The organism is Streptococcus equinus ATCC 9812 (assembly GCF_000187265.1).
In the GTDB taxonomy this organism is placed as follows: Bacteria; Bacillota; Bacilli; order Lactobacillales; family Streptococcaceae; genus Streptococcus; species Streptococcus equinus.
The window spans coordinates 81283-99828 of sequence record NZ_GL698434.1; the positions used below are offsets into that span (position 1 = coordinate 81283).

Here is an 18546-nt window from a genome sequence, read left to right on the forward strand (position 1 = left end):
TTAAAAATCGTCAGATGTAAAAGGATTACATCTTGATTACAACGTTTTCAAGTCATTTGTGGTAAAATAAAATTAATAAAACGCAATCAACTTATCTGTCCACAATACTCAAAAAAGTATTAGAAAGGATTTATTATGTCTAAAGGATTTGACGCATTCAAAAAAACATTGTCTCACGATAGTTTAAAAGCTGTTTACGATGAAACTAAAATCGAAGTTTCTGAAAGTGAAGCCGAAGGCACAGAAGCTTACTCAATGGCAGTTGCCGTACAAATGGCGGTAAACTTGCTAGAAAAATATGACGACTGGCTCCACGAAAAAAAAGACAACAAAAAATAAGCGCATCTGACAAGATGCGTTTTTGCTTGCTTGCGTGTTATAATAGTGCCATGACTTTATCATTTACGATTAAAAATCCATACCCTGACTGCACAGTCAAAGAACTTCTAGAAGAACACTTACTGATTCCACGAAAAATTCGTCATTTTCTACGTACCAAAAAGCACCTACTCATCAATGGTGAAATGATTAATTGGCAAAGCCTCGTCAAAACTGGTGACACCATTCAATTAATCTTCGATGACGATGATTATCCACAGAAAGAGATTCCTTTTGGGCAGGCTGAGCTTGTCGATTGCCTCTACGAAGATGAACATCTCATCATCGTAAACAAGCCAGAAGGCATGAAAACTCACGGCAATGAACCAAATGAAATTGCCCTACTCAACCATGTCTCTGCTTACGTTGGTAAAACTTGCTACGTCATTCACCGCTTAGATATGGAAACTAGCGGAGCTGTCATGTTCGCTAAGAACCCTTTTGTGCTACCAATCCTCAACCGACTCCTTGAAAATAAAGACATTTCTCGTGAATACTGGGCTTTAGCACAAGGAAAATTCGAGCCAAAACATCAAGTCTTTCAAGATAAAATCGGACGTGACCGTCACGACCGCAGAAAACGTGTCGTCGACCGCAAAAACGGACAAACCGCCCTGACAATTGTTGACCGGCTTAAAACCTTCAAAAAAGGGACACTGGTCAAATGCCGTTTAAAAACTGGGCGTACCCACCAAATCCGCGTGCATTTATCAGCACACAATCACGCCATTATCGGAGACCCTCTTTATAGCAAAATTCCTGCTAAACGCCTTATGCTCCACGCGCACAAACTCAGTTTCACACATCCATTTACCCTTGAAAAAATCAGTGTCGAAGCGATCTCAAAAACATTTGAAGCAGGATTACATTAAGAGGTTGGTGACTTTTGTCCCAACCTCTTTTATTTATGCAATTATAATAAGCAAAACGCAATGGTTAAGTGGGTTCGAATGCGTTGATAAATCAACTTTTACACTTCTGCTTCCTTTTCTTATTTCTTACTTAAAGTACTTCCAAGCATTGGCTTGCTGTAATCAAAATCATCATCTTTATTAGCTTGCCAAACAACTAATCTAAGCTTATCACCGTCGATTTTAATACCAAAAGTATACTTAACACCAACGCCACCAAGACTACTGACAACAAAAGCACTCGTATCAGTATCATCTCCGTAAACATAGTGATAGATATTATTGCCTTTGTCTTCAACTCCAGTAACTTTAGTTTGTCTTTTATTATTTTTAGTTGATTGGGTGATTGTTCCGTCAGCATCGAAGGTAAATGATGTGTCACTCTTGTCATCAACTTTCCATGTTCCAAGCATAGCTTCTGGCAGAACTGAATCTACCTTGATTTGATTGTCTTCACCAGTTACTGTGATGCTTCTTTGCCCTGAATTTGCTACCAAGTAATTTGCGCCTGATTTTTTCAGCGTCAATTTTCCTTCTAGAGTTTGAATAACATCACCTGAGCTTTGTTTTTCAGTATCTGTTGATTTATCGTAATGAAAATCATAAGTCGCTGTAAAGCCAGCCACGTAAGATTCTTTACCAACCTGTGTGAGATTTGTCAAAACGATATTTGGGACGGTCAGACTTGTTGCCTTGCGGCTATCAGTCTGCATCTTAGCTGTGATACTTTCTTTCAAGCCTTTGTAAAACTCATTATTAGCACCATCTTCAAAGACCGTCGCTACTATTGATGAATCTTGTCCAGCATTCAAATACAAAATCATTTGGTCAAAAGCTGATACTAACACTTTACCAGCCGTTTCATTGTCCAACAATCCCTCAGCGTCCAAAGCAACAGTATCCCCATCAGAAATACTTGAGAGAGCTTGTTTTTGTGATTTCAAATCACCATCTGAGAATTTTTTCTTAACATAGGCTTTAGCAGAGTCAGTCAATGGGTAATCACTAACATCATATTCCCTATTTTCCAAGGTGCCCACGCGCGTATCATCAAAATAAAGCTCACCATCAGTTAAATTACTTGTCACTTTAAAAGATTTAAAGCTAACTGACAGATCAAGAAGATTATTCTCACCGTCATACGCTTTGCTAAGTTCAACTGGCTTGCCATTATATTTCCCAAAAATACTTGCTGTGTAATCAGCAATTGGCAAACGCTCAAGCGTCACGCTATAATCTTCTGAGTCGCTGACTGCGACTTTCTTTTCATTTAACAAAATATCAACCTTATTGACGTTTGTCTTAATTGTCAAATTCAAAGGTTTCAAAGCGATACGGTAGTTTGGAAAAATCAAAAACTTCTGCCCAACTTTTTTAACATATTGGTTATTTGAAGAACCTGCATCTTGCAAATCTTGGCTAAGCTGATTTGCTTCTGCTTTTGAGAGTTTTTTAAACGTAGCATACTTAGCTTCATCAGTTGTGACTTTTTCGTTATTATCTGCCCAAACCACATAACCTTTGATATTATCAAAAGTATCACCCGATTTTTGATAAGCTGCCACATACTCTTTAATCACTTGTTTTTTAGAGTAATGAAAACTTCCCCAAACCACAAAGATAAGCAATAAAATTCCCACAATCAAACTAGGAAGCCAAATTTTCTTGTGTTTAAACTTAATCATTTTTCTCTCCCTATCCTAACAAAACTTGAGCTATCATCATACCAAAAAGTTTTTAAACTACTGTTACAAAAAAATCACACCTGTGACATAAAAAGGCGGCTCAAAAAGCCACCCTCGTCATTCAAAAATCATCTTTGTTATCCACAATAACAAGATAAATCGCACCTAAAACAGCACCTGCAACACCTAACCAAAACATCATAAGCCTACTCCCTTCATACAGTAAGCATATCTAAAACTAAACCAATATTTTCTAAACTTAGTATACTACAGACACCATTTTTTTACGATTATTTTACTTGTTAAAAATAGCTAAAAACTATCATAAATTACTTAAGAAAACCAGCCGGTAACATTGAGCCATCCTTTGTAGCGATTGGCTCTTTTTTGCATAAATAACTGCAGGTCAACTAATTCTTGAGAAGGGTTAGAAACTAAGTATTTGTTAATAAATGATCCTAATCGCATAATCTCAATATCCAAATTAGCACCCTTTTGTATTTTGTCAGCAGCAAGAGAAATTAAGTCATAAAATTCCTTATCCTTTTGTACAGATTCGAGTTGCTGCACCTTAGTCAATAAGTCTAAAAATTCTTCGTCAACTTTTCGTGTCATCATAGTCATCACCTACAAAATTTGAAAGAATTTTTACGACACTTTTACTGGAATAAACTCGCAAACGCAAAGTCGTTTACGCACTTAGTTTAGCACAGATTATTATAATTATCTAAAATTATCATATAAGAAAATAAAATAAAAAAACGAGCTCTACCAAATCAAAGAATTCGTTTTTTCTAAGTTTTTTAGTGTAGCTGTCAGTCTTTTCAGAAAGTTATACAGTCAAGCTACACCAACATATTTTCAGCTGCCCCCGACCGAAAATATGATGTTAAAAATAAGTCTATGAGAATGTTTATAAAATGATTTCAATGTGTGAACAATCAAAGAGCTTAAACACTCTCGATAAACCCCATCTCATGTCATATCTCTCGGAAATGTACTAATTTTGTCATTGAACGTATAATACTACTAATACTACAGAAGGTGTCGCTCAATCAAGAAAAAAAGATATGGCTTGTACATCTCAATCCTACAATCAAGATGCCATTATTAGCAAATGCTAATTCTCCTGGATAAGATCCATCCCTTTGAAATGATACTTGTTTTTCATATGACTCCCAAAAATCAAAAGCCCCCAAACAATTGACCCTTTCATATGAAAAACGCTTGCCTAACAAAGTAAAGTATCACTCCACGTAAGTATCTCAAATACTTACGGATATAATATACCATGAAAAAAATCTATTATCCCAAATTCGCAAATATGAAAATTTGTATTCTATATTTTCATATATGATAATTTCCTGTTTTACCCCCTTTTTAAGGTAAAATAATAGCTAAGGAGGTCAGCAATATGGTAAAGAAATTAATTTTACCCTTAACAATTCTTCTAACATTTAGAATTTGGCCTTTCTAATCCAATTTTTGTTCTCTCTAAAGTTAAGACTAGGGAAATTCCCAGTCTTTTTTGTATAAATCAAGAAAAGTCTCTAAATGCGTTTCTAAAAGCTTTGCCATAGTAGAGTTTCCAAGCTTTTCGACCATTTCAATACAATCTCTCATCGGCATAACATCATCAGACTCGCCTTTCAGATAAGCTAAAGTATCTTTTAAAAAGGTCAAAAAAATCACGGTAAATATATCTTGATAATTAATCATGCTCTCAAGCTTATTTAAAAAATACTTTGTGTAGTAAAGTTGCTTGCGCTCAATCAAAGTCAAAATGATATTGATAAAAGTAAGCTGCGCTGCTTTTTTATGCTGAGGAAGCACAAGGTAAAATTCGTCACGCTCAGCAAATGCTTTCCCCAAGAAAATCAAATCATCATTGGACAAAATTGACATGGTATTTCCAAAAAGATAAAGCTCATACTCTGTCCACTGGTCCACTGCTCAATACCATAAAGATAATGTGTCAAAAACTGCTTGTCATCTTCTTTAATCTCGTAACTCGAATCAAGAGAATAAATGGCACTGACAATATCAATTCGAGTCAAGCGATTGTAGTGTCAAAATAATCACTAGCCTCAAAATGTTTGAGCATGTCTTTCAAACCAGCAATATCCCCAGCAATTTGCAAAGTTGCTAGCTGATTTCCGATTTTGTGATAAGAGCTTGCTCGGTAATGATTAAGAGCATAACCAAATTCTGAAAAGCTCATGTGAATGCCTGAAATAGCTGTTAATAACTTATCTGCCGTCAGCATGCTTTTCCCATTTTCAAATTTTGATAATTGTGACACTGATAAACCATCATGCGCAACGTCTCTCAACTTCAAACCAAGCGCCACACGCAGGTCGCGGTATAATTCACCTAAACTCATCAATTCTTTTTCGTCCACTACAGCACACCTCCTTTATCAAGATTTCTTTTCTTCATTATATCAAATTTTTAACTAAGATATGCGGACATACAAAAAGAGCACCTCAAATGAGGTGTTCTTCTATTTATTCGTTATTCAGATTAGAATCCGCCCATCATTGATGGATCCATTCCTGGTGCAGCTGGTGCTTTAGCAGCAGGTTCTGGATGGTTAGCAACAACAGCTTCTGTTGTAAGGATAAGGCTTGCTACTGAAGCAGCATTTTGAAGAGCTGAACGAGTTACTTTAACTGGGTCAATGATACCAGCTTCAACCATGTTCACCCATTCACCGTTAGCAGCGTTAAATCCTGTACCAACTTCTGAATTTTTCAAGCGTTCAATGATAACTGAACCTTCATAACCAGCGTTGAAAGCAATTTGGCGAACTGGTTCTTCAAGAGCACGAAGAACAATGTTACGACCTGTAGCTTCATCACCTTCAAGTTCAAGTTCAGCTACTTTTGAAATGACGTTAACAAGGGCTGTACCACCACCTGCAACGATACCTTCTTCAACGGCTGCGCGTGTAGCGTTAAGCGCGTCTTCGATACGCAATTTCATTTCTTTAAGAGCAGTTTCTGTGGCTGCACCAACTTTGATGACTGCAACACCACCAGCTAATTTAGCCAAACGTTCTTGCAATTTTTCACGGTCAAATTCTGATGTTGTTGAAGCAAGTTGTGATTTAATCACGTTAACACGGTTAGCGATAGCTGTCGCATCACCAGCACCTTCAACAATAACAGTACTGTCTTTATCAACCGTTACTTTAGCAGCTTGACCAAGAGCTGTCATGTTAGCATCTTTCAAATCAAGACCAAGGTCTTCTGTGATAACAGTCGCACCAGTCAAAATAGCGATATCTTCAAGCATAGCTTTACGACGGTCACCAAATCCAGGAGCTTTAACAGCTACAACGTTGAAAGTACCACGGATTTTGTTAAGTACAAGTGTTGGAAGAGCTTCACCATCAACGTCATCAGCGATGATAAGAAGTGGACGACTTGTTTTAAGAACCTCTTCAAGAAGTGGCAAGATATCTTGAATGTTTGAGATTTTCTTATCTGTAATCAAGATGTATGGATTTTCAAGGTCTGCAACCATTTTTTCATTGTCGGTAACCATGTATTGTGAAAGGTAACCACGGTCAAATTGCATACCTTCTACCACATCAAGTTCTGTTTCCATACCACGTGATTCTTCGATTGTGATAACACCATCGTTACCAACTTTTTCCATAGCTTCTGAAATGTATTCACCAACTTTTTCAGAACGTGATGAAACCGCAGCAACTTGTGCAATAGCTTCTTTGTTAGCAACTGGTTGAGCAATAGCTTTCAATTCGTCAACTGCAACAGCGACAGCTGATTCGATACCACGACGGATACCGATTGGGTTAGCACCTGCAGTAACATTTTTAAGACCTTCGCGAACGATTGCTTGTGTCAAAACTGTGGCAGTTGTTGTACCGTCACCAGCAATGTCATTTGTTTTAGAAGCAACTTCTGATACAAGTTTTGCTCCCATGTTTTCAAAATGGTCTTCTAGTTCGATTTCTTTGGCGATTGTGACACCATCATTTGTGATAAGTGGTGAGCCAAATGATTTTTCAAGAACTACGTTACGACCTTTAGGGCCTAAGGTTACTTTAACTGTATCTGCTAAAATATCTACCCCACGCATCATGCTTGCACGTGCATCTGATGAAAATTTAATATCTTTTGCCATATCTATTCCTCTGTTTGATTTCTATTAATATACTATTTTATTAATCTATCTTACGCCAATACGGCTAAAATTTCAGCTTCACGAACGACAGTCACAGTGTCTTCACCATCTTTTACTTCGACACCTGCACCGTTTTCGATAATAACTTTATCGCCAGCTGCAACACTTGGTGCTACCAATTCACCTGTCAATGTACGAGCACCTGTACCAACAGCTACAACAGTTGCTGTTTGAGTTCTTTCTTTGCCTGCGCCAGCAAGGACAAAACCACCAACTGTTTGTTCTTTTTCTTCTTCAACTTTCAAGACCACACGGTCACCTAATGGTTTCAACATGCTTTTGCCTCCAATATTTTTATTATCGTTAGCACTCTTTGTACTAGAGTGCTAATGTCTACAAAAACTATTCTAACACTTGGTCAGAAATAGTCAAGAAAAAAACACTATTTATCAAAAATAAGCTGAGCCTATTTCCTCATTGTCAAAAGGAAGTTTTGCTCAGCTTTTACTATTTTATCTCAAAACCAAAGCGTCATCGTTTAGGACTTGACCACTGTTTTTGTGGAAGAGATCCATGAGTTGTGCGACGGTGAGATTTTTCTTTTCTTCACCACGAACATCAACAACGATTTTACCATGATAAAGCATGACCAGACGGTTACCGTACTCGATAGCATGTTCCATGTTGTGAGTAATCATCAAGGTTGTAAGTTCTTGTTCTTCAACTACTTTTTTAGTCAGCTGCATAACCATGTCACTCGTTTTTGGGTCAAGCGCGGCTGTGTGTTCATCAAGAAGAAGAATTTTTTGTCGAACCAAGGTCGCCATAGCAAGAGTCAATGCTTGACGTTGACCACCTGATAGAAATGCCGCATCTGTTTTTATGCGATTTTCCAAACCTAAACCAAGCTCGGCTAACTTTTCCTTGAACAATTGACGTTCTGTTTCTGTGATTGATTTTTTAAAGAAACTGCGTTTTTTACCGCGACGGTAGGCTATTGCCATATTTTCTTCAATGGTTAGATTCGTCGCTGTTCCCATGCGTGAATCTTGGAAAACACGGCTAATATCTTTTGAACGTGCGGCAACTGAAGCCTTACGAATAGATTCTCCTTCCAGAAGAATATCTCCTTCATCAATCTCAACAACGCCTGCAATAGAATTCATCAGCGTTGATTTTCCAGCACCATTTCCACCAATGACAGAGATGAAATCCCCTTGTTCAATGTCCAAATCAAGACCACATAACACGTGATTTTCGTTGACCGTACCTTTTTCAAATGTTTTATGAATAGTTGATAAGCTTAAAAGTGCCATTATTCGTTACCTCCTGGTGTCAATGTTTTTGAGGGTTTAATGTGAAGTTTGTTTCTAATTTCTGGAACGTAGAGAATAAGAGCAAGAAGAACTGCTGATGCTAGTTTTAGCATTTGAGCATCCACGTTCATGGCTAAAATGATTACAAGAACCAAGCGATACAAGATTGAGCCAAGAACGATTGACCAGAGACGTTTACCAAGCGGCAAGTATTTGACGATGACTTCCGCAAGAATAATAGAGGCGAAGCCGTTAACGATTGTTCCTGTTCCCATATTCATATCAGCGTAGCCATTATTTTGTACTAAAAGTGAGCCTGCAAGAGCAATCAAGCCATTTGAAATCATGTAACCAAAGATTTTCATACGGTTAACTTTAATCCCATTTGCCTCCCTCATAGCAAGGTTGTCTCCTGTCGCACGAAGAGCAAGTCCTAGTTGCGTGTTCAACAACACAACAAGTAAAAGAATTACCAAAGCTACAAAAATCACACCAATCAAAATCACAGCATTAAGTTTTGAAAGACTGAGTGCTAATGTCAATACTGTAACCAAAGTTGTTTGCCCAGCTAGTGACACGTTGGCACTTCCTAAAACCAAAAGATTAACAGAATAAAGAGCTGTCAAGACGATAATACCTGTTAACAAGACTGGAATTTTCATCTTAGTATTCAAGAAACCGGCTACTGCTCCTGCAAGCATACCAGCCACAAAACCACCAATAGTCGCAATCATCGGGTTGATACCATTGACAATCATGATTGCTGTTGAAGCTGCTCCGAGAGGGAATGAGCCTTCCGCTGAAAGGTCAGCAATATCCAAAATACGGAAAGTAATGAACACCCCAATCGCCATAATCGCCCACAAAAGACCTTGGGAAATAGCAGTTAGGATAATATCAAGCCAAGCATTTGACGTTTTCTTATCAGACTGACTTGATTTTTTAGGAGTAGCTGTTGTTGCTTTGCTACTATCTGCCGTAGCTGTCTGTGATTCTTCAGAAGAAGCTTCTGTTGATTCATCCTTAATGCTAGTCAGATCAATGCCAAGTGTTTTAGCCATGTCATCATTTGCAACAACGCTAAGTGTTTTAGGGTATTCTGCTGAAACCTTGCTAACATCTTCACCCTTAATGATACGCACTGCTAATTTTGCTGTTTGACGACCAAGCGCTTCGTAGTTGGCACCGTAAGTACCGAGCACGCCTTGCTCAACGATATCTGCTGAACCACCGACAACAGAAACTTTCATTTCTTTTGACAATTCTGTGATTAGTGAAATCGCACTGACAATCATGTTGTCTGTTGGAATAAAAAAAACTTGTGTTTGGCTCATCAAACTTTTGGCTGTGTCCTGCACATCATTTGTTGATGAAATTCCTTTTGTCAAAACATCAATTCCAGCTTTAGCAAATTCTTTTTGTGCTTCTTCAACTTGAACCTCTGAATTACGTTCGTTAGTTGTGTACATGGTGCCGACTTTTTTACGTCAGGCATAATTTTTTGCAGTAATTCCACCTGTTTTGAAATTGGAGACATGTCACTTGTTCCTGTGGCAATGCCTTCAGGATTTTCCATAGTCTTGACCAATTTTGCTGATACTGGGTCCGTTACTGCTGTAAACAACACCGGAACATCTGTTGATAGATTTGACAATGTTTGCGCAGCCGGTGTCGCAATCCCTAAAACCAAATCATTATTTGACAACAAATTTGTTGAAATGGTTTGAAGATTTGACTGGTCACCTTGAGCATTTTCATAATCTAATTTAAGGTTTTTCCCATCAACATATCCTTCTTTTTTTAATTCAGCGACAAATCCCTTGCGAGCTGCACTCAGAGAAGGGTGTTCCACATACTGAAGAATCCCAATATGAACCACATCTTTATTTGCATTTTTTGATGATGAACACCCACCTAAGGTGAGTGCGGCTAACATGACAGCCATCAAAGCTGCTAAACATTTTTTCATAGTGACCTACCTTTACTTTTTGCCCACTTGCCTTACTTAACCAAAGACAAGATATTAATAATTTTTCCTAAATCAACCACAATAAAAACCAGCTAGCTCAAAAGTCTAACTGGTTTTTTGGCGTAAACAAAAAGTAAAAAATACCTGAAAGCCAGTTAAATCTCTAAGTATCTAATCGGCTTTTTCAAAACAGTCAAAATGCTTTAGCTTCATAGATACAAACGCAGGTGACGTTTGCATCCATGATTGGCTACAAACGTCTATCTAAAGAAACTAAAGTAATAGTATCGATTCAGTTTTTTAGTCAGAATAGACGAATTTTTAAGCATACTATTTTCTCCTGCTAAGATTCACAAATCAATGAGTGCTAGGTATTGAATTGCGTAAATTGTTTTTGATTGTTTACAGTTTACCCCTATTTTATCTATTTGTCGATATATTTTTAAAATTCAGAAAAATAAAACATAAAAAGATTCCTAGCAAGGAGATTACGTACTAGGAACCTTTTTATGTTGAATGTTTGAGTAAGTAATTGTAATTTTTGTATTGTTATTTCAGAATAGTTTTTAAAAAGTGTTTACACATTTTGATTTAAAATGATTGGAGTTTTGTTTCAAAATCGTCAATAACTTTGGCAAGATTTTTCTTACCATGGTAGATACCATAGCCAAATATTAACATGCCCAAACTTCCAAGGATCATCACGACAAAACCGAGAATTAGCAAAATGATTTGTTTGTTAAAGAAATAAATGAGTAAAAATCCTAAACCTGTTACTGCTAGAAGTAAAGTCAACCAACGACCTAAATTTTCAAGCATATGTTTTTGATAAGCTATTTCAGTTTCATAACCTCTGATAAGTTCTGATTTTGTCATGATATTTCTCCTCTAGAAGTATGTAAATTAGTAAGACAAACCTGGGTTGAAGAAACCAACAAGTACACCGATAAAGGCAATAACTACGAGCAATAGCATAACTTTGATTGGTGAGATGTTTTTCTTAGCCATCAACCACCAGCAAAATACGATGAATAATGCTGTTAGGAAACCTGGATAAACGGCATCCAATTTGTCTTGAAGAACCAAGTATGGGTGTTTAGCGTTACCAAGTTGGAATGAAGTTTTAACTGATACCCAAGTAGCGGCAACACCACCGACAACCATACCACCAACGATTGATACAGCTTTACGGATAGCTTGACCTTGAGCACCAACTAGGAATTCAACGGCTTTATCACCAAGTTCATAACCTTTGAAGTATGCAAATTTCATACCAAGGTATGCAAGCAAGTTCCATACAACGATGTAGAAAATTGCACCGATTGGAGAGCCACCTGTTGAAAGACCAAGAGCAATACCTAAGATAACTGGAATCAAAGTACCAACGACAAGAGAGTCACCGATACCTGCAACTGGTCCCATAAGACCTGCACGAAGTCCGTTGATTGTTTCGTCATCAACTTCTTCAGAACCATTAGCACGAGCTTCTTCAAGACCTGCTGTGATACCAACGATAAGGGCACCAAGTTGAGGTTCAGTGTTGAAGAATGCTGTATATGTTTGCATTGAACGTGCTTGATCTTCTTTGTTATCATATAATTCTTCCACGATTGGTAGCATAGAAGTTAGGTAACCAAATGTTTGCATGTGTTCTTGTGAGAAACATGTCAAGTTACCATAGTACCAATGATGGAAAGATTTCATTAAAGTTTTCTTAGTTAATTTTTTTTGAGCCATCTTAGATATCCTCCTCATCATCGTCAAAGTCATCTGCTGCTGCAGTTGCTTTTACATGTTTAGCCATTTCAAGTTCGTAGAACAATACTGCAAAGATTAATGAAATAACTGCACATGAAACCAAGTTCAAACCAAGTGAAGCCGCCAAAGTAAATCCAACAAAGAATGGAATAAAGTCAACAGCTTTTTCAACAATTTGTTTCAAAAGAATTGCGATTCCGACACATGGTAGCAAAGCACCGACTGTGAAGAGGGTTTTCATTGGAATACCATCCATTGGAAGAGCATCTTTCATTGCTGTTACGGCAGTTGCACCAAGTTTACACATGATCAAAGTTGGAACAAATGAGAAAACGATGTGTGAAATCCAAGGATATAGCCAGTCAACTTTGTAAAGTTGTTTGAAGTTTCCTTTTTCAACAGCACGCCAACCAATATGTTGCCATACAAGGTTCATTGTAGCTGTTCCATAGAAAAGAACTGTACCAACAGTACCTACAAGAGTACCCATTGATTTAGCCAAGTTAGCTGCATCAGCTGAGTCAGCTGACAAACCTTGTGAATGGATAGCAACCATTGCCAAAGGAATACCGATATAAGATACAGCACGCACATCGGCTGAAACTGTACCACCAGGAGTTACAAGTGCGATGTAAACCAATTGCATTGCCACACCACAAATGATACCTGTTTTAAGATCTCCTAAAATAAGACCACAGACAAGACCACCGACTAATGGACGACCAAGAGTATAGTTACCAATGGTTGTACCACCAAGACCAGGCATTGAAGACAAACATGCAAACAAACCTAATAAGGCTGCTTGGAACCAAGAAATTGCCATAATACTTCTTCTCCTATATTATTTAAAAAATTTTTTATTAAGTCATCAGAAGCCTTAGCTTCTAGATAAACTGTCAATATTAATAACCAAATTTAGATTTGAAATCTGACCAGTAACCAATTGAAACGTCAGGTAGAAGTTGGAATTTTACTTTGTAACCTGCTTTTTCGATTGCTTCAATCGCATCAGCTTCTTCTTGTGTGATTGATTGGTTGTTACCAAGTTTTACAGCACCTGGACGGTCGTTACATGGTCCAACGATGATTTCTTTAACATCGCTTGGAACAAACCCTTGGTCAACCAAAAGTTTTTTCATGTCAATTGGGTTTTTAGTGATAACAAAATATTTTGTATCTGAATCCAAAACTTTTTGTGATTTTTTACCAAAGGTATCTACTGTCCAAACAAAAGTTTTCTTGTCTGAAGCACCTTTATAAGCTTGTGTCAAAACTTTGTTGCTTGCAGCAGCATCGTTTACGGCAATCAAACCATCACATGGATATTCTTTTGCCCAGCGTGTTACAGTTTGGCCGTGGATCATACGGTCGTCAATACGTACAAATGAAACAGTCATTGTTAATCTCCTTTTTAATTATTAAATGTCGTCTTCTTCATCATCTGAAGCGATTTTGAATTCTTGAAGAGCTGCTTGAGCTTCTGGCAAAACAGCTTGAACGAAAGCGTCACCCTCAAGCATATCTTTCATAACTGCTGAGGTAATTGCCATTGGTAAATTCATACCACCTAGGATAACAGCATCATCAAGTTTGCCAAGTTCGTCCAAAACACTGCAAGCTGTTGTAAGTGGGCTACCACCAACAATATCTGCAAGAACGATAACTGAATCTTCAGCTGTCAAACCTGAAATGGCTTGTCTGAAATCTTGCGCAAAATCATCAACAGTTTTTCCGTTTTTCAAACCAACTGCAATGACTTGGTCCATCTTATCTTCAGCGAACATAGCCAAAGAAGTTTTGAGACCTTCTGCAAAACCACCATGACTCACCAGTAGTAAATACTTCATAGTTTTATCTCTCCTTATCTGTCTATTATTCTATCAGTGTATTAAGCGTTTTCACACTCTCGATTGTCATATCATGGCAATGACAATCGCCATATTGAAAATGACAAATGTCATTTTTAGAAAACATGAAAAAAGTCTGGAACAATTTATTCCAGACTTTCTTTTTTATTTTAAGCTATCCTCAATTTCCTTTTGAATAGCAAACAAATCACTATCAATACTGTTATTAGCTAATGATTTATTGATGATGTAATCTGCTTGATTCATCACGCTGTTGTAAGTTTTAAAGGTTGGCTTCGTCACACCTTGGCTAAGCATGGAATCCAGTGTTGAAACAGTCAGTGACTCAGAACCAAAACCGTCTTCTTTCAATTTATCTTCTGTTGCTTGACTACGCATGACAGATTTCAAAACTGAACTTCCTTGAGAGTAATTAAAGACAGATTGTTGAACTTTTTCATCTGTACACAAGAATTTTAAAAATTGCCAAGCAGCGCTGCGATGTTTTGTTTTTGACGAAATCGCATAGAGTGATGTTGAAACCTGCGTTGCATCAACACCTTTTTGGCTGGCTGGCATAGTTACACAAGACCATGAAAATGTTGAATACTTGGCAACGTGGTAAGGGTAAGGTTTGTAAGTTCGATACATGGCTAATGACATCGGAATGAAGGCAACTTTTCCTTCATCAAAGTCTTTCATTGTCACTTCATAATTTCCATTTAAAGCTTTTAGTTGAGTGATTAAGCCCAATGCTTTTTTTACCTTTTCACTATCAAAATACGCTTTGCTACCTGTTTCATTGAAAAGTTTTGCGCCGTAAGCAGCAACAGCTTGCTGCCAAGTATAGCCAACGCAACCATACTGATCAATGACCCCGTCACCATCTGTATCCTTAGTTACTTGTTTACAAATATTATAAAAATCATCAACCGTCCAACCTGATTTTGGAATGCTAATGCCTTCTTTTTCAAGAAGATCAATGTTAATACACATCATGGTTGGATTACTTTCAAACGGTAATGCATAATGGCTATGATTATACTCTCCTGCTTGATAAGATGAATTATAAAAAATGGAATCATAAAAACTAGTGCTGATACTACTGTCCAAATTTGACAGAGCACCTGTTGATGACAAAAGGTTAAAGTCATCTTCTGGCACGATAAACACATCAGGTTGTTTTCCAGCTACAATCTGATCTGTCAACCAAGTTGAATAATCGGCTTTTGAAATCCCACTTTCGTAGACAACCTTGACACTAGGATGGAGTTTTTCAAAGCGTTTAATAGCTGTATTAATCACTTTATAATCGTTACCATTTGGCACATCCCAACTGCTGCCAGCATAGACACCAATTTTTAAAATTGTCTTTTGTTGCATTTGATAATAGACATAACCACCAATACAAGCACTTAAAAGAACAATCGCTGAAATCCAAAGTTTTATCTTGGTTAGTTTAGTCATGGTCATCATCCTCAAATGATTTGAGCGTTACACCTGTCTGAACCGCCCAAATCGCTAATTGCGTACGATCTCGCAAGTTGAGTTTTGACAAAATGTTAGAAAGGTAATTGCGCACCGTTCCTTCTGACAAATACAACTTCGCAGCAATTTCTTTGTTTGACAAACCAAAACCAATTTGTTGAATGATACGCCATTCCATTTTGCTAATGTCATGAACCAAGTCATCGTCAACTTGGATAGCAAAATTTGATTGAGCCATTTGTGAAAAAAGTTTGAAAACTTTTGTGGCAATATCTGGGTTTATCATGGCACGTCCTTCATTGGCTGTTACAACAGCATCATGCAAATCATCCATTGACGTTCCTTTTAGCATGTAACCTGTCGCACCGTATTTAAGAGCGCTGTAAATAAAATCATCATCATCAAATGTCGTCAAAATGATAACCTTGATATTTGGATAATGCTCTTTGACCGCTTTGGTACACAAAACACCATCCATTTTTGGCATACGAATATCCATCAAAATAACATCAGGTTTGCTCGTTGGCAGAGTTTCTAGAACCTCTGTTCCATCACTCACAGCCCCAACAACTTCAATATCAGGATAAGCTGATAAAACAATCTTCAAAGATTCGCGAATCAACTCCTGATCATCTGCAATAAGTACTCGTATCATCCTTCTTCTCCTTGTATTTTAGGGATATGAATCGTTGTAGAAAATCCATCTTTACCAGAAAAGGCAACGCGACCACCAATAATAGCTAAACGTTCTGTCATCTGCGTTAAGCCAAAACCATACTTGATGTTTTCACTTCCTGTTCCATTATCCTTAATCAATAAAACATAATCACTCTCACTGAGCATGCTAATTTTAATCTTGGTTGCACGACCATGTCGCAAAGAATTCGTCACAGATTCCTGAATAACTCGGAAAATAACGTCCTCCTTGGTCTTATCAAAGTCAACATTATCCCAGTGATAATTTAAATCAATTTGCAAGTGTGACAGCTCTTGGTACTCTGAAAGCATCTTTTCTAGAGCATCTTTCAACGTACGATTTTCAAGAGCACCTGGTCGCATTTTATTAAGAGAACGTCGAACATCGACAATCCCTTCGCGAACAACATTTGATACACTGCTTAATTGTTTTTTAGCATGTTCTGGGTCAAGGTCAATCAAAACCGTCACGGCATCAATCCCTGCCGAAATCCCCGTCAAAGCATGCCCAATTGTGTCGTGAATCTCACGCGCAATACGTCTACGTTCCCTATCTTCGGTAATCTTTTCAGACACCGCAACGTATTCCTTCAAACGCGTATTGGCTTGCGCAGCCATCAATAATTCTTCCTCAATCTTATGATTTTCTGTCACCGAATAAATAATATAAGTCATCAATGAAATGATAAAGACAATCATATTAAGTGATACCAATCCATTCTTGATGAACGAAATCACAAGACGTGTGCCTGCTGGGAAGAAATTAATATAAACATCCAAATCTGGTGTTCTCACCAAAAGTGACAGCACATCATAATTTGACAGCAAAAGCGAACCAAAACTAGCTACAATAAACAGCAGCCAGGCTTTCTTTTCACGAAACGTATAAAAGTCTGTATATGAAAAGAAAATATCCATGAAGACCAATAAAATCAAGCCGTTATAGGATAATTGCAAAGCAAAAAAAGTCGCAAACAGCAAAATGATTTCAAGAACTGCCAGCCAGTCACGCGCCTTAGTTTCTTTTTCAAATTCACGATTTCTGACATACATTACCAAAAGTAAGCCAATAAAAAATAAATTTGATAGCCAAAAAATTCGTTCAGGTGAACTTGGAATAATATTGATTTTTTCTAGTAGCGAACGACTAAAATTATTTTCAATAATGTACTTAGTCGCTGACAGATAAACAGAACTGTAAAAAAGCACCGCCATAAAATTAATGATTAACAATGCACGTTTGGCAACCTCAACATTTTTTAAAATTTTCATCATTGCCACCCCGTTAAATCACTATTTAAGACAGTTTCACTCGTCATGAATTCAACTGGAACAATAATCTCTTTATCCACTTTTTTATCATGGTAAAGTCGATACCCAGCCTGAATAGCTTTCTCACCAATAGTCAAAGGTGACTGTGCAACGGTCGCTTGAATGGAGCTAGTTGTTGCTAACAAATTTTTCATGTCAGGCGACCCGTCAACACCGTAAATTTTAACGGGAGCTGTAACTTTGATATTCTCAATAGCAGCCAGTGCCCCAATTGCAACTTGGTCATTAAGCGCCATGACCGTATCAAAATCTACCCCAGAGTTGATAACCGACTCAACTTGTGGCATAGCAACCTCAGTCTGACCCAAACAATCTTTTCTATCAACAACTTGATAGCCATCATGTCCCTTGATTGTCGCCAAAAAACCATTAATACGATCTACTGCAGACACCGCTTTTTGGTGTTCTAAAAGTAAAATTTTGGCACTTGATTGAGTCTGCATAAGGTTTTGCGCACATAAGACACCAGCTTGATAATTATCAGACACAATCGTCGTGTCAACTGGAGAATTATCTGAAAGCTGACTATCTACAACCACAACCTTAATGCCTGTTTCCTTAGCTTTCTTCAAAGCTTTAATCAACTTTTTACTGTCAGCATCAACAGGATTAATGATGATAATATCCACTCTCTTTTTGATAAACAGTTCCACTTGCTGAGTTTGTTTATTAACATCAAGTGCTGGATCTCGTGTGTAGAGAATATCATTTTTTTCCTCTACAATTTTGTCAATTTCATTATTTAGAACCTTATAGAAATCATTGTTCATGGTCATATACGTTGCCCCGATTTTGACACGATTTTCATTATAAGGAACCAATTTGTAATGAAGATAAATGCCAAGCATCGTTAGCAGCGCAATAAAAACGCTTACTAATAATGCTATAAGTTTTTCTTTTTTCATTCCCTACCTTCTCTACTTACTCAAAAATCTCAACTGATAATATACAAGTATTATAGCACGTTTAAAATGTCTAGACAATTTGACCTTGATTGACACCTAGCAAGAAGAC

At 37.4% G+C, this 18546-nt stretch carries 16 protein-coding genes and 2 pseudogenes; 2 read left to right on the top strand and 16 right to left on the bottom strand.

Annotated elements, in window-relative coordinates:
- The first annotated feature begins 135 nt into the window (after window positions 1-135).
- Together HMPREF0819_RS08190 and HMPREF0819_RS08195 are read left to right on the top strand one after the other, a co-directional pair.
- A complete protein-coding gene (locus tag HMPREF0819_RS08190; RefSeq protein ID WP_003067830.1) occupies window positions 136-339 on the top strand; it encodes a hypothetical protein in 204 nt (67 codons plus the stop codon).
- 50 nt (window positions 340-389) lie between these two features.
- Entirely contained in the window at window positions 390-1250 is an 861-nt protein-coding gene (locus HMPREF0819_RS08195) for an RluA family pseudouridine synthase (RefSeq protein ID WP_003067832.1), read from the top strand.
- Between the two features lie 119 nt (window positions 1251-1369).
- Here the strand turns inward: HMPREF0819_RS08195 and HMPREF0819_RS08200 are convergent, their stop codons facing one another.
- The 16 genes and pseudogenes from HMPREF0819_RS08200 to HMPREF0819_RS08275 form a co-directional block, all read right to left on the bottom strand.
- Entirely contained in the window at window positions 1370-2974 is a 1605-nt protein-coding gene (locus HMPREF0819_RS08200) for a zinc ribbon domain-containing protein (protein ID WP_003067834.1), read from the bottom strand.
- Window positions 2975-3307: 333 nt separating this feature from the next.
- Window positions 3308-3592 carry a hypothetical protein gene (locus HMPREF0819_RS08205; protein ID WP_052295708.1) on the bottom strand — a complete coding sequence of 95 codons (285 nt, stop codon included), beginning with the start codon at window positions 3590-3592 and terminating at the stop codon, window positions 3308-3310.
- 888 nt (window positions 3593-4480) lie between these two features.
- Window positions 4481-5357: pseudogene (locus HMPREF0819_RS08210) on the bottom strand (Rgg/GadR/MutR family transcriptional regulator).
- Between the two features lie 140 nt (window positions 5358-5497).
- The gene (gene groL, locus HMPREF0819_RS08215) at window positions 5498-7126 is read right to left on the bottom strand and encodes a chaperonin GroEL (protein ID WP_003067845.1); all 1629 of its coding nucleotides are present in this window, start codon (window positions 7124-7126) and stop codon (window positions 5498-5500) included.
- Window positions 7127-7176: 50 nt separating this feature from the next.
- A complete protein-coding gene (groES, locus tag HMPREF0819_RS08220) occupies window positions 7177-7461 on the bottom strand; it encodes a co-chaperone GroES (RefSeq protein ID WP_003067847.1) in 285 nt (94 codons plus the stop codon).
- A gap of 177 nt (window positions 7462-7638) precedes the next feature.
- Window positions 7639-8442 (bottom strand): ABC transporter ATP-binding protein, encoded by an 804-nt coding sequence (locus HMPREF0819_RS08225; protein ID WP_003067848.1) that lies wholly within the window; start codon window positions 8440-8442, stop codon window positions 7639-7641.
- Window positions 8442-10411, bottom strand: a pseudogene (locus HMPREF0819_RS08230) (ABC transporter substrate binding protein). The gene HMPREF0819_RS08225 and the pseudogene HMPREF0819_RS08230 overlap by 1 nt, the downstream one beginning before the upstream one ends.
- Window positions 10412-11002: 591 nt before the next feature.
- Window positions 11003-11287 (bottom strand): hypothetical protein, encoded by a 285-nt coding sequence (locus tag HMPREF0819_RS08235; protein ID WP_003067854.1) that lies wholly within the window; start codon window positions 11285-11287, stop codon window positions 11003-11005.
- Between the two features lie 27 nt (window positions 11288-11314).
- Window positions 11315-12148 (bottom strand): PTS system mannose/fructose/sorbose family transporter subunit IID, encoded by an 834-nt coding sequence (locus tag HMPREF0819_RS08240; protein WP_044023481.1) that lies wholly within the window; start codon window positions 12146-12148, stop codon window positions 11315-11317.
- A 1-nt stretch (window position 12149) separates the two neighbouring features.
- Window positions 12150-12992, bottom strand: coding sequence for a PTS mannose/fructose/sorbose/N-acetylgalactosamine transporter subunit IIC (locus tag HMPREF0819_RS08245; protein ID WP_003067859.1), 843 nt, complete (start codon window positions 12990-12992; stop codon window positions 12150-12152).
- A gap of 79 nt (window positions 12993-13071) precedes the next feature.
- Window positions 13072-13566: a PTS sugar transporter subunit IIB gene (locus HMPREF0819_RS08250; RefSeq protein WP_003067862.1), complete on the bottom strand. Its 495-nt coding sequence runs from the start codon at window positions 13564-13566 to the stop codon at window positions 13072-13074.
- 21 nt (window positions 13567-13587) lie between these two features.
- Complete coding sequence (locus HMPREF0819_RS08255) at window positions 13588-14016, bottom strand: PTS sugar transporter subunit IIA (protein ID WP_003067864.1); 429 nt, start codon at window positions 14014-14016, stop codon at window positions 13588-13590.
- 165 nt (window positions 14017-14181) lie between these two features.
- Complete coding sequence (locus HMPREF0819_RS08260; protein WP_044023492.1) at window positions 14182-15489, bottom strand: ABC transporter substrate-binding protein; 1308 nt, start codon at window positions 15487-15489, stop codon at window positions 14182-14184.
- Window positions 15476-16159: a response regulator transcription factor gene (locus tag HMPREF0819_RS08265; protein ID WP_003067868.1), complete on the bottom strand. Its 684-nt coding sequence runs from the start codon at window positions 16157-16159 to the stop codon at window positions 15476-15478. Before HMPREF0819_RS08265 ends, HMPREF0819_RS08260 begins: the two co-directional genes overlap by 14 nt.
- Window positions 16156-17481, bottom strand: coding sequence for a sensor histidine kinase (locus HMPREF0819_RS08270; RefSeq protein WP_174221177.1), 1326 nt, complete (start codon window positions 17479-17481; stop codon window positions 16156-16158). The genes HMPREF0819_RS08265 and HMPREF0819_RS08270 overlap by 4 nt, the downstream gene beginning before the upstream one ends.
- Window positions 17472-18437, bottom strand: a complete 966-nt coding sequence (locus HMPREF0819_RS08275; RefSeq protein ID WP_003067872.1) for a sugar ABC transporter substrate-binding protein — start codon at window positions 18435-18437, stop codon at window positions 17472-17474. The genes HMPREF0819_RS08270 and HMPREF0819_RS08275 overlap by 10 nt, the downstream gene beginning before the upstream one ends.
- Window positions 18438-18546: the final 109 nt, after the last annotated feature.

Bases quoted from the DNA above. Each gene is read 5' to 3' on its own strand.
- HMPREF0819_RS08190 (WP_003067830.1), top strand. From the start codon at position 136: ATGTCTAAAGGATTTGACGCATTCAAAAAAACATTGTCTCACGATAGT.
- HMPREF0819_RS08195 (WP_003067832.1), top strand. From the start codon at position 390: ATGACTTTATCATTTACGATTAAAAATCCATACCCTGACTGCACAGTC.
- HMPREF0819_RS08200 (WP_003067834.1), bottom strand. From the start codon at position 2,974: ATGATTAAGTTTAAACACAAGAAAATTTGGCTTCCTAGTTTGATTGTG.
- HMPREF0819_RS08205 (WP_052295708.1), bottom strand. From the start codon at position 3,592: ATGATGACACGAAAAGTTGACGAAGAATTTTTAGACTTATTGACTAAG.
- groL (WP_003067845.1), bottom strand. From the start codon at position 7,126: ATGGCAAAAGATATTAAATTTTCATCAGATGCACGTGCAAGCATGATG.
- groES (WP_003067847.1), bottom strand. From the start codon at position 7,461: ATGTTGAAACCATTAGGTGACCGTGTGGTCTTGAAAGTTGAAGAAGAA.
- HMPREF0819_RS08225 (WP_003067848.1), bottom strand. From the start codon at position 8,442: ATGGCACTTTTAAGCTTATCAACTATTCATAAAACATTTGAAAAAGGT.
- HMPREF0819_RS08235 (WP_003067854.1), bottom strand. From the start codon at position 11,287: ATGACAAAATCAGAACTTATCAGAGGTTATGAAACTGAAATAGCTTAT.
- HMPREF0819_RS08240 (WP_044023481.1), bottom strand. From the start codon at position 12,148: ATGGCTCAAAAAAAATTAACTAAGAAAACTTTAATGAAATCTTTCCAT.
- HMPREF0819_RS08245 (WP_003067859.1), bottom strand. From the start codon at position 12,992: ATGGCAATTTCTTGGTTCCAAGCAGCCTTATTAGGTTTGTTTGCATGT.
- HMPREF0819_RS08250 (WP_003067862.1), bottom strand. From the start codon at position 13,566: ATGACTGTTTCATTTGTACGTATTGACGACCGTATGATCCACGGCCAA.
- HMPREF0819_RS08255 (WP_003067864.1), bottom strand. From the start codon at position 14,016: ATGAAGTATTTACTACTGGTGAGTCATGGTGGTTTTGCAGAAGGTCTC.
- HMPREF0819_RS08260 (WP_044023492.1), bottom strand. From the start codon at position 15,489: ATGACCATGACTAAACTAACCAAGATAAAACTTTGGATTTCAGCGATT.
- HMPREF0819_RS08265 (WP_003067868.1), bottom strand. From the start codon at position 16,159: ATGATACGAGTACTTATTGCAGATGATCAGGAGTTGATTCGCGAATCT.
- HMPREF0819_RS08275 (WP_003067872.1), bottom strand. From the start codon at position 18,437: ATGAAAAAAGAAAAACTTATAGCATTATTAGTAAGCGTTTTTATTGCG.